The sequence below is a fragment of the Kiloniella spongiae genome (assembly GCF_001026905.1).
In the GTDB taxonomy this organism is placed as follows: domain Bacteria; phylum Pseudomonadota; class Alphaproteobacteria; order Kiloniellales; family Kiloniellaceae; genus Kiloniella; species Kiloniella spongiae.
This window is the reverse complement of sequence record NZ_LAQL01000006.1, coordinates 360886-372447: the sequence shown is the minus strand read 5'-3', so window position 1 is coordinate 372447 and position 11562 is coordinate 360886. Positions and strand designations below refer to the sequence as shown.

Genomic DNA, 11562 nt, shown 5'->3' with positions numbered 1-11562 from the left:
ATGATATTTTTCAGGTAAATCATTGCGCGAATATTCCGGGAATTTAGCCGTCATGAACACAAAGAAAGCCAAAATCAGCCCCAATATCCGGACACTAATAAAGTGGATTGCGATTGGAGACGTACTGTTTGGAATCGTTGTTATGCTCACAGCGCACTATGTTCTGAAAAACGAAATTGTACAGTGGTTCGGCCTCGCCGTGACTCTCATTGGCGGACTACTCTTTTTTACAATGCGCTTGCTAGAAAAGCGACAAACGCGAATCATTAATCCTCAAGATACCTCACAGAAATGAATCCTAGATAAAACCTCAGCAAATAAACTTTAGCCATAAACATAAAGTAGCCAATAAATGATTGCCGGTTTTGAATACCATCCGGAATATCTCACCAGAGAAGAACAGGAAAATCTCTTAACTGAAATTAGAGAGATGATTAAATCAAATCATCTCTTCCAACCTTCAATGCCCAAAACCGACAAACCCTTTTCTGTCGCCATGACATCTTTTGGATCTCTTGGCTGGGTATCGGACAAGGCGGGGGGCTACCGCTATCAAAGCTTTCATCCCGTCACAAAACGCCCATGGCTCCCCATTCCGGACAAGTTACTTTCAATCTGGTCCGATTTGACTGGTTATACTGAGCCCCCAGAATGCTGTCTGCTAAATTACTATCAAAACGAAAAAGCCAAAATGGGCCTTCACCGGGATCAGGACGAACAGGATTTTAACGCACCAGTCCTTTCTGTATCACTAGGTGATAGTGCCCTCTTTCGTCTTGGGGGCCTCAAACGGCAGGGACCGACAACATCAACCAAACTAAATTCTGGCGACATCGTTATACTTGGTGGCGAAGCACGAAATGCCTATCATGGCATTGACCGCATTTTATACGGCTCAAGTCAGCTGCTGAAAAATGGCGGACGTATTAACCTCACACTCCGCAGAGTAAACAAAGCCTAGCCATCTCTCTCCTAGGGCGGTGCAATAGATCATCCCACCCATGACGCTGTTTTTTTAAATACCCCCATAAAAAAAGCCGGCACAAAAATGCACCGGCTTTCTGACTTTAAACAACAAAAAAATTTAAGCTGTTGTATCCACTTTTTCTGCACCTGCAACCGGGCCACCTTTGGCAACGCCAACACGTGCTGGTCTCAGTAGACGCTCGTGCAGACGGAAACCTGGTTGAATAACCTGTACAATTGTGCCTTCCGGTTGGGAAGGATCAGGAATTTCAAACAGCGCTTCGTGGCTGTGCGGGTCCATGCGGACACCCAACGCCTCGACTTCAGTAATGTTATACCTTTCAAAGACTTTCAACATTTCACGATTGGTCATTTCAACACCATCGCGAAGCGTTTTTAGATCTTCGTTCCCTTCAGCCGCTTCTTCGGAAACAGCAGAAAGTGCACGCTGAAGGTTATCCATCACACCAATCAGATCAGTCACCAACTTTTGCGGTGCGTACTTGATGGCATCTTCTTTATCACGACGTGTGCGATTACGAAGGTTTTCCATATCCGCCATTGTACGCAACAACTTGTCAGTCAACTGTGCATTCTGTGCATCCAGTTCAGCAACTCTTACGGCATCTGACTTTGCTTCTTCAGCGGCAGACCCGGTATCAACGGTTGCTTCATCGGCTGCTTCTTCGTTTACAAGATCATCTGGAATCTGATCTTCAGCAACAACATTCTCTTCCGAATTTTGTTTTTCCGTTTCGGACATTTTCCGCTAACCAATCTTCTCTTTTAAGTTACCAGCTTTGGGATATCACAAGATTTCAGCCCTGTTTATCCAGCTACTTTCATCCAACCATTCGACCAAGTATTTTGGCGGTATAATCCACCATCGGAATGATTCGGGCATAGTCAATTCGCGTTGGACCAATGACACCGATCGCCCCGACAACTTGTTGCCGAGTATTTTTATAAGGTGCCATTACTACAGAACACCCCGCTTGGGCAAACAATTCATTTTCAGATCCGATAAAGATCTGAACACCCTCTGCCGTTTTTGTCATTTCTAACAGCCGGACGAGAGACTCACGTTTTTCCAACGCAGAGAATAGATGGCGTACCCTTTCCAGATCTTCAAGGGCATTTATATCTTCAAGCAACTGCGCCTGCCCTCTTACAATCAACGCGCCATTAGAACTGCCATTGATATCCTCTGCCCATGTTGCCAATCCCAGTTCGACAACTTTCTGCGAAACCTGATCCAACATGGCCTGATGTTCTTTGAGTTCGGTTTGAATCTCCTGTATCGCCTCTTCCAGCGTCCGTCCGATCAACCGCGCGGCCAAAAAATTTGACGCTTCCACAAGGGCAGAAGGCGGCAACCCCAAAGGAATATCAACAACCCTGTTTTCTACAGATCCCGAATCAGAGACCAACACAACCAAGGCCCGTCCAGGTGCAAGAGAAACAAACTCAATATGCTTTAGAGGTTCAGATAATTTAGGCGCGACAACCAATCCTGCACACTGGGAAAGCCCCGATAGCATACCGGTAGCTTCTTCCAATAATTGGGGCATAGATTTACCCCCGGCGGCACACTGTGCTTTTATCTGGCTGCGCTCATCCTTGCTGAGATTCCCGTGTTCCAGCAAGCCGTTCACATAAAGCCGTAGTCCAACATCGGTTGGCAGGCGTCCTGCAGAGGTATGTTTGGCAAATAAAAGTCCCATATCCTCTAAATCTGCCATCACATTGCGAATAGTTGCCGCCGACAGATCCATACCCAGCTTGCGTGATAGTGTCCGGGACCCGATGGGTTCCCCCGTTTCCACATAAGCATCGACCACAAGGCGGAAAATCTCGCGGGACCGATCATTCATACCAGCAATTGCGCCGGATATCAGGGATGTCTCATTAAATTTCACAGAATTACCTTTTAAATTCCATTACCGTTAAATAAGCGATCCTTATCCACCTATTTGCATGCTACTAATCTAGTTAGCCGCAAAGCCCCGGTCAATGCCCCAGTAAATGATCCGATGAATGCTCTGGTCAATGTTCCGGTCAAGGCTGGGCTCACGAAAACTAGCGCTTGCATCAAAACCCGATACCTCTTAAAGACCCTTTCAAATTAAGAGAGGTCTGTAGATGGGTTGGGCAAAGCTTTCGTTTAGTTAGGCCAAGCCTGAGTATTTATTTCGGCATAGGTCCGATAATCCTATTAGGAATAGTGATTAATCATATGAGTATTGGCACTCTAACGACAAAACTGGACGCATTTTTCGCACAGAACTCCTTTGACGAACCTCATCTGGCCATTGATCTTGATAAAGTAGCAAGCAATTTCAAGAATCTGGCCTCAGCGTTACCAGAAGCCTCAATTTATTACGCCGTAAAAGCCAATCCTGAACCCCAAATTCTATCTTGCCTCAAAGACATCGGCTCCTGTTTTGATGCAGCAAGTATAACAGAAATCAAGCTTTGTCTCTCGCTCGGCATTCCCGCCAAATCTATCTCTTTTGGGAATACGATAAAAAAACAGGGTGATATAAGTCAGGCTTTTACACTCGGCATTCGAAGTTATGCCTTTGATAGCGAAGAAGAATTACAAAAGATAGCCTCTCTTGCCCCTGGCTCTGATGTTTATTGTCGTGTTCTTGTCGACTGTGCCGGTGCTGACTGGCCTCTCAGTCACAAGTTTGGGTGCTCCACAACAATGGCCAGAGGGCTATTGTTGAAATCAATCAATCTTGGTTTACAACCAATAGGGCTTTCATTCCATGTGGGATCACAGCAAACACAGATAAGCCAATGGGATAACGCCCTTGAACAGATTCACGATATTTATAAAGATCTAAAAGAACAAGGTATTGAGCTATCCACACTCAATCTAGGTGGTGGCTTTCCAACAGCCTACAATGCGCATGTACCTTCCATCGCACAATACGGGGGTTCTCTCTCCGCTGCGTTGGAAAAGCATTTCGGTGACAACTGTCCTAAGATCATTATCGAACCAGGTCGTTATATTGTCGGTGATGCGGGTGTTATCGAAGCAGAGGTTGTTTTAGTCTCACGCAAGAATGCTGAAGAAGAAAAGCGTTGGGTGTATCTGGATATTGGCATCTTCTCGGGCTTGGCTGAATGTCTTGATGAAGCCATCAAATATCCCATTACTGTGGTTGGAAAAGAAGCTGATACCAACCTTGGGCCTGTCATTCTCGCCGGACCAAGTTGCGATAGCGTCGATGTGCTCTATGAGAAATTTAACTATCAGCTGCCGCTCGACCTAAAATCCGGTGACAAAATCCGTATTCATGCGACAGGTGCCTACACAACAACTTATTCTTCTGTCGGATTCAACGGCTTTCCGCCCTTAAGCTGCAGCTGCATATAAACTAAGACAACTCTATTCTTCGATAATCAAATAGCGTGCTTGGTGCGATGAATGTTCGGAATCTTTATCCAGCGTTTCTTTCACAAGGTTACTCGCACCTTGATCTATCAGCTTTCCTGTTGTCTGCGAGCGACCCGAATTATTAGGGCGAATACGATAGCTACAACGGCGTCCCCCTTCTAACAAATATTCTGCACGCTCCACATCAACATCAGGCCCAAGAACTGACCTGAAAACTGATAACTCAGCTCGGCAAAACCCCTGACAGATCGCCGCCGCCGTACAGATAGGACAGTGATTTTCAATAAAAAGATAGCCACCATCATTATCAGATTCAGCTGATGCCATATATCCTTCCTGATCTCGCAATTCAACTAACTTCTGCACTCTATCTTCAAGCGATGATGCTTCTGAAAGAGCAGTAGCATAGCTTTTAAGAGTCTGTTGCTCGCGATAGCTCACCAGTTGATCAACACCTTGATCACCGAATACGGCACGGGCACTTTCAATTAAATCCTTTGTTAAAAGGGCATGAGAATCACCAAAAGTATTATGGGACTCCGCTGTTAATTCCCAACTTACAGCTGGTCGACCTGCACCGGATGTAGAAACATCTACGACTGCCTTTTGGATCATACCTTCCATAGACATACGCTTTAGATGTTGCCGCATACCGATTGCTGTCATTGACAATTCTTTTGCCAAATCAATCGCTTGCATTGCACCACGTGCCTTTAGGAACGCCATGATAGCATCTTCTGTCTTTGCATTCTTTTTCATAGAGATTGAGTATACTCAATTAATTCAATTAAAAAAAGTATTTGCTTTTTTAATTATTTGACGTAGAAAATCAATAAGAAAAGAAAATACTTTTTTATTTAAGGTTCCCGCCATGTCCACTCATACACAAACAGAAGCACTCACCCCAGAAGCTTCCAATAATAATGCAAAGATGACACCACAGAATATCCTACATCTTGTCATCGTTTGTATGGGTGTGGCGCTTTATGCCTTGAACAGTTTAATTACATCGACACTGTTACCTTCCGCTGTTGATGACCTCAATGGGCTGGAATTTATCAACTGGTCCGCTCTGCTCTATACCACGGCCGCTATGATTGCCTCACTTGCAGCAGGCACCACAAAAACCAAAATTGGCGGCAGAGCGATTCTTTCTATCGGTGGAGCCATCTTTGCTGTTGGCTCTCTTCTGGTAAGCTTGTCCCCATCCATGGAAATGTTTCTGCTTTCCCGCATTGTTCAGGGCGTGGGTGGGGGCTTAGTTCTCGCCAGCTGCTATACCGTAATTGCAGATCTCTTTCCTCGTCATCTGTGGCCGACGGTTTTCGCGATGGAATCAGCTGTCTGGGGTATTGCCTCTGTCGGCGGTCCCCTTGCAGGTGGAATCTTTGCACAAACCGTAGGCTGGCGGACTGGTTTTTATATCATAACAATTTGTGCAATTTTGTTTGTACTTCTTGTACGCAGCAATTTTCCCAAGAAAGAAAATGCGACTTCTTCCAAAGAAACAGAATCAAAAACACCCCTACCGTTTTTCAGACTAGGACTGTTGGGATCTGCAGTTCTTATTATCGCGATGGGCAACCGGGAACCCGACTATGCCTTGGCTTTTCTCATTATCGGCCTGGTTTTACTAGGATACCTTCTTCATAGAGATAAAAAATCCATCTCATCCCTATTACCAAAACACGGCCTCAGCCTTTTCACTATCGCTGGGACAGGCGTAACGATCATCTTTCTCGCGATGGTCTCCTCTATATCATTTATGGTTTACGGCCCTTATATCTTACAAAAAGTCCATGGCTTCTCCCCCCTTGCCGCCGGATTTATGGTTGCTTTGGAATCAATATCCTGGACAGTTGCCGCCCTGATTTGCGCAAAACTTCCGCAAAATAACCGATGGCGCCTATACCTTATTCCCGCAGGCGTCTTTACTGCATTCTTGGGACTATTTGGCATCGCTCAATTCCTTTACGGCGGCCCGCTTTGGTCTTTGACGGTTTCGATATTTTTAGCAGGAGCTGGCTTTGGCATCTTTTGGGCTGACCTGTCATCTATCATTATCGAATCAGGCCCAAGCCATGAACAGGATAAGCGATCCGGTGCAATTCCAACCCTTCAAATGTGTGGCGGCGCCCTTGGCCCTGCTGTCGCAGGTATTCCCGCCGCAATGATTGGTTTCCAAGATGGGGCAAGCCTACAAATTGTAGAACAAACAGCCTATTGGGTTCACGCAATATTCTTGCCTGTTCTCTTTATCGCCAGTCTCTTGGCTATCTATCTCGTCAAATTAAAAAATAGAGACAACGCCAAGAGAATTTTAAACCCTGCGCCAGAAACATCACCCGAAAGATTATAAATTTCAAACCCTATAATCTTTCACATGATAATCGGCATAAACAATTAGAACCTTTCAAAAGTCTGATCAATCTGGACACCTGATCCTACTGGACGTAGCAGGAACCATAAGGTAGCTTCCGCCCAACATCTATTTTAATATCGAGGGCATATCATGCGTCCATCAGGCCGTACTCCTGACCAAATGCGTCAGGTCACTATTGAAACTAACTTCAGCAAACATGCCGAAGGATCTTGTCTGATTAAATTCGGTGATACACATGTGCTCTGCACCGCATCAGTCGAAGACAGTACACCACCCTGGCTTCGCAACTCAGGAAAAGGGTGGATCACTGCCGAATACGGCATGCTTCCCCGAGCAACACACAGCCGTTCAAGCCGTGAAGCTGCACGTGGCAAGCAATCCGGCCGTACACAGGAAATCCAGCGCCTGATCGGCCGATCCCTTCGTGCCGTCGCCGATATGTCTGGTTTTGGTGAGCGTCAGATCAAAATCGACTGTGATGTCCTACAGGCCGACGGAGGCACACGAACAGCTTCTATCACGGGTGGTTTTGTTACTCTTCATCTTGCCTTTCAACACATGAAGAAACTCGGCATGATCGAAGATATTCCACTGACAGACCATGTTGCAGCTATTTCTTGCGGTATTTTCGAAGGCACACCCGTTTTGGATCTTGATTATCCCGAAGATTCCAATGCTCAGGCTGATTCAAATTTTGTCCTGACAGGCGATCTCGGCGTTGTTGAAATCCAGGGCACTGCCGAAGAAAAACCTTTTTCTCGTGACGAGTTCAATGCATTGCTAGACCTTGCAGAAAAAGGTGTATCTGAGCTTGTAGAATTACAGAAGCAGGCAATTTCTGGCGCGTAAACCTACCGTTAGAAAAAGATACGACCAGAAATACAAGCAGGAAATAAGCTCATGCCTCAAGCTGAAAAAGCACTCTCTGAAAAGACTCTACGAGATGGTAAACTTGTTCTCGCCAGTCATAATCCGGGAAAATTGCGCGAAATAGCAGAGCTTTTGGCTCCCTATGGCGTTGATGTTATTTCAGCCGGAGATCTCGGCTTACCTGAACCTGTCGAAGATGGGCTAACCTTTGCAGCGAATGCGGAAATAAAAGCGCTTGCCGCTGCAAAGGGATCTGGCCTACCGGCTTTGTCAGATGATAGTGGTTTGGCTGTTATTGCTTTGAATGGCGACCCTGGTATCTATTCTGCCCGCTGGGCTGGCGCAGAGAAAGATTTCTCTCTGGCCATGGAAAAAGTCGAAGAAGAACTTCAGAAAGTCGCCAAGACAGGCAGTGATAATCGCGCGGCCTATTTTGTTTGTGCCCTTTGTCTCGCCTGGCCTGATGGTAAGACAGAAGTCTTTGAAGGGCGTGTTGATGGCACCATTGTTCATCCCGCCCGTGGATTGCAAGGGTTTGGTTATGACCCTATTTTTCAGGCCGACGGAGAAACAATAACCTTCGGGGAAATGGAACCGGCACGTAAGCATTCTATGAGCCACCGTGCTCGGGCATTTGCTTTGCTAGTTGCCGAAAAATTCACCCCAAAGGCCTAAGCACAGATCGTACGACCAAACTGTGCTAGATTGGCCTGCGAAACTGGCCAAAGCTTGTTCCAGAACTTGTTATCAACTGAATTGTGGCTGATTTGTAAAAGGTCTGCATTTTGATCAATACCCCAGGTTCCGCCTCATATCTACCTGCTGCCGCCCGGCGCGGATTTGGCATTTATATTCACTGGCCTTTTTGCCTGAAGAAATGCCCCTATTGCGATTTTAACAGCCACGTCCGCGAAGAAGTCTCTCAAAAACGTTGGCGGACTGCCCTTTTACAAGAACTTGATCATTATGCAGAATTATTAAAGACCTCTGGTGGTGAAGGTCGAATTGTCAGCTCCGTTTTTTTTGGGGGTGGTACGCCGTCCCTTATGGCTCCGGAAACTGCCAAAGTTCTGATTCAACGAATTCGTAAACACTGGCCCAGCCATAACGATCTTGAAATTACCCTCGAAGCCAACCCGACATCTGTTGAATCTGACAAATTTGCTGCTTTCGCCCAAGCAGGGATAAACCGGGTATCCCTCGGGATTCAGTCTTTAAATGATCAGGATCTCCGGTTCCTGGGGCGCGAACATTCGGCTGCGGAAGCCCTTAAGGCAATTGATGTCGCCCGACAAAACTTTGAACGTTTTTCTTTTGATTTGATCTACGCACGGCCTACACAAAATAAACAAAGCTGGAAAGACGAGCTGGAACAGGCCCTAGCAGAAGGCACCAGGCACCTTTCCCTGTATCAATTAACAATCGAAGAGAATACGCCGTTCCACGGTGCGCGTCGCCGGGGAGAACTTAAAGAACTCAACCCTGATACAGCTGCTGAACTTTACGATATTACCAACGATGTTATGGCCCAACACGGTATGCCCAATTACGAAATATCGAACTATGCCAACCCCGGAGAAGAAAGCCGCCACAACCTAACCTACTGGAGATACGGCGATTATATTGGCATTGGACCCGGCGCTCACGGACGATTGACTTTGGCAGACAATACACTTTTGGGAAGCAAAATCGCAACAAGACAGCACAGGGCACCCGAAATTTGGCTTAGTACAGTCGAACAGGCAGGCCATGCAACACGAACCCACAGTTCTATTTCGGATACGGAACGGTTTGAAGAAATGCTCATGATGGGATTACGCCTGAGCGATGGAATCAAACTAAAAGATATCCAGAACGAAACTGGCCTGAATCTGAGTGATTTCATTCAACTAACAAAGGTTGAACAGCTTGAACAAGAAGGCCTGTTGTCGCTCGATAAAAGAAGGATTAGAGCCACAGACGAAGGTAGAACCCGACTAAATAGTGTCCTCTCTTACCTTTTGGCATAATCAAGGGGACGCATTAGTGATTGCGACAAAATGCAAAGCTAATCTTTTGAACGCAAATATCATTTTATCCTCGTTGACAATCGCTCTAAATCATTTCAGAAATAACTATGGCCAATTATGATTATTCCTCTTCGCTTACAGATTTTTCGGATGCTCCCGACGAAATTCTTCGCATTTTGAAGATATGGCAAGATCATAAACCTGTTCAGGGTAATCCCTATAAAAGTGAGATGGATCCGCTAAGGTACCGTAAGCACCTTGGTCGATTTTGTGTTGTTGAGATTCAGAAAGATCCACTGGACTTCATATATCGCCTTGATGGCACAGAGATTTCATCCTCTTCGAATGAAGATCTCCGCGGTAAAAGTGTTCTTGATGGCACACCAAATGAAATCTATCAGAACCATTTTGAAGAGTTTAAAATAACCTTCGAAGCATCAGCCCCGCAAATATGGGAAGTTTTCTATCGGGAAGAAGAAATCTGTCACTATTTACGCCTGATTCTCCCCTATGCGCAAAACGATGCAACAGCCGAAGCTTCACCATCATATTTCATGACTTACTGCTATTCTCTTCTTTCACCCGAGGGGCATTTCGAACCATCACGTCGCTCAACATCGAACTTCTAGATCTATCTATCACTTGCCTGATCATCAAACAGATGAGACAAGGCGTTAAATAGAGGATTTATTTATGCTACACTTAGAAAAAGCCGCCGCCGTTATTTATCAACAAGCGGCTAAAAGACCGGGTTTTGAAGACCTGAACGCAGATGAAAAATGGCACGAAATTGCTGTTGATAAAGACCGCGTTATCAAAACCCTGACTCATAAGTGGAAGGGCTGTATTTCTCTGATCGCAGAGCTGAAAGAACACCCTGACGTCACCGCAGCAGGAATTACGGATCTTCCGGAAAATTACAGGCTTGAGAAGCTTGAAGGGCCAAAAGCTGACGACGGAAAATTGTTGGAAGATACTGCACGCGCTATGGTCGCTGCCGTTCTTGATGCTGCGCTGGCTCAGCATATACATAAATAACCCACGCTTTTAATACAGGACAGAGCTGTGGACCACATCACAAAAGATCAACTTAAAAGCATTTCTTTTTGGCGCGATCTCAATCCGCAACTCACGATCAGCTCAGATCCTCTTAACGCAATTCCTCTGCAAACAATCAATGGTACTCTACTATCCAATGTATCTGATTCTCTATGGCAAGACGGATACCTGAATTGCCAAGGCATTTTTGCTGAACAGGACATCCACCTCCTTCGCCAGGCAATGGAAAGACTCCATAGCAATGACCTGCCACAGGCATTCATTTATCTCTATGACGAAACCTGGGAATTGTTTTTCCGTCTGCGATCGCTTTTACAGAACTTTCTGGGGGAAAACTATAATGTGCTCCCCCATTTTTGGGCCTGGTACATCGAGCCAGGGAAAGCAAAAGGCTGGCCTCCACATAGAGACAGCGCTGACCAATCAGTGATCAAGCTGTATGGTCAGGAAATGCTGGTCTCGCTGAGTCTTTGGATACCTTTGACAGATGCAACACCAGAAAATGGTTGCATGTCCGTTCTTCCGCTTAGTTGCGAGCAAGATTACGACACTCCGATTAGCGATCCATCACAAATCGCTTTACAGGATATTCTCTGCCTGCCAGCCAAAGCTGGTTCAGTGTTGGGATGGCGACAGGATCTATATCACTGGGGTGGCCGAAGCCACCTAAGCGCCAAAACACCGAGATTAAGTCTTTCTCTCGAATTTCAAAATGCGGCTCTGGATCCTCTCTGTAACCCCTTGCTAGATCCTAAACACCCACCAATTCCAGAAGAGCGCCTGAATCTCATTTTTGAGCAATTCGAAAAATACAAACACATTGCTGATCTTCCCGAGAGCTTCTAAAACCTATAATACGCCCCTGC

At 45.9% G+C, this 11562-nt stretch carries 13 protein-coding genes; 10 read left to right on the top strand and 3 right to left on the bottom strand.

Annotation, left to right across the window (positions count from 1 at the left end; genetic code table 11):
- Positions 1–52 precede the first annotated feature (52 nt).
- Together WH96_RS10745 and WH96_RS10740 are read left to right on the top strand one after the other, a co-directional pair.
- The gene (locus WH96_RS10745) at positions 53–295 is read left to right on the top strand and encodes a hypothetical protein (RefSeq protein ID WP_047764125.1); all 243 of its coding nucleotides are present in this window, start codon (positions 53–55) and stop codon (positions 293–295) included.
- 57 nt (positions 296–352) lie between these two features.
- Positions 353–961, top strand: a complete 609-nt coding sequence (locus WH96_RS10740) for an alpha-ketoglutarate-dependent dioxygenase AlkB family protein (protein ID WP_047764124.1) — start codon at positions 353–355, stop codon at positions 959–961.
- A 123-nt stretch (positions 962–1084) separates the two neighbouring features.
- Here WH96_RS10740 and grpE read toward each other — a convergent pair whose 3' ends face one another.
- Entirely contained in the window at positions 1085–1729 is a 645-nt protein-coding gene (gene grpE / locus WH96_RS10735; RefSeq protein ID WP_047764123.1) for a nucleotide exchange factor GrpE, read from the bottom strand.
- A 79-nt stretch (positions 1730–1808) separates the two neighbouring features.
- On the bottom strand, positions 1809–2840 hold the full coding sequence (gene hrcA / locus WH96_RS10730; RefSeq protein ID WP_047764283.1) for a heat-inducible transcriptional repressor HrcA: 1032 nt from the start codon (positions 2838–2840) through the stop codon (positions 1809–1811).
- 362 nt (positions 2841–3202) lie between these two features.
- Here hrcA and WH96_RS10725 point away from each other — a divergent pair, with 362 nt between their 5' ends.
- Positions 3203–4354 (top strand): type III PLP-dependent enzyme, encoded by a 1152-nt coding sequence (locus WH96_RS10725; RefSeq protein ID WP_047764122.1) that lies wholly within the window; start codon positions 3203–3205, stop codon positions 4352–4354.
- 12 nt (positions 4355–4366) lie between these two features.
- On the opposite strand, the gene WH96_RS10720 is transcribed toward WH96_RS10725, so the two are convergent.
- The gene (locus WH96_RS10720) at positions 4367–5101 is read right to left on the bottom strand and encodes a helix-turn-helix transcriptional regulator (protein WP_156176778.1); all 735 of its coding nucleotides are present in this window, start codon (positions 5099–5101) and stop codon (positions 4367–4369) included.
- 145 nt (positions 5102–5246) lie between these two features.
- Here WH96_RS10720 and WH96_RS10715 point away from each other — a divergent pair, with 145 nt between their 5' ends.
- From WH96_RS10715 to WH96_RS10685, 7 genes are all read left to right on the top strand, one after another.
- Positions 5247–6734, top strand: coding sequence for an MFS transporter (locus WH96_RS10715; RefSeq protein WP_047764121.1), 1488 nt, complete (start codon positions 5247–5249; stop codon positions 6732–6734).
- A gap of 153 nt (positions 6735–6887) precedes the next feature.
- Positions 6888–7607 carry a ribonuclease PH gene (rph, locus tag WH96_RS10710; protein ID WP_047764120.1) on the top strand — a complete coding sequence of 240 codons (720 nt, stop codon included), beginning with the start codon at positions 6888–6890 and terminating at the stop codon, positions 7605–7607.
- Between the two features lie 51 nt (positions 7608–7658).
- Positions 7659–8303, top strand: a complete 645-nt coding sequence (gene rdgB / locus WH96_RS10705; RefSeq protein ID WP_047764119.1) for an RdgB/HAM1 family non-canonical purine NTP pyrophosphatase — start codon at positions 7659–7661, stop codon at positions 8301–8303.
- A gap of 110 nt (positions 8304–8413) precedes the next feature.
- On the top strand, positions 8414–9637 hold the full coding sequence (hemW, locus tag WH96_RS10700) for a radical SAM family heme chaperone HemW (RefSeq protein WP_342667216.1): 1224 nt from the start codon (positions 8414–8416) through the stop codon (positions 9635–9637).
- A 107-nt stretch (positions 9638–9744) separates the two neighbouring features.
- Positions 9745–10266 carry a PAS domain-containing protein gene (locus WH96_RS10695; protein ID WP_047764118.1) on the top strand — a complete coding sequence of 174 codons (522 nt, stop codon included), beginning with the start codon at positions 9745–9747 and terminating at the stop codon, positions 10264–10266.
- A 64-nt stretch (positions 10267–10330) separates the two neighbouring features.
- The gene (locus WH96_RS10690; protein WP_047764117.1) at positions 10331–10675 is read left to right on the top strand and encodes a hypothetical protein; all 345 of its coding nucleotides are present in this window, start codon (positions 10331–10333) and stop codon (positions 10673–10675) included.
- Positions 10676–10702: 27 nt separating this feature from the next.
- The gene (locus tag WH96_RS10685) at positions 10703–11542 is read left to right on the top strand and encodes a phytanoyl-CoA dioxygenase family protein (RefSeq protein WP_156176776.1); all 840 of its coding nucleotides are present in this window, start codon (positions 10703–10705) and stop codon (positions 11540–11542) included.
- The last annotated feature ends 20 nt before the right edge of the window (positions 11543–11562 follow it).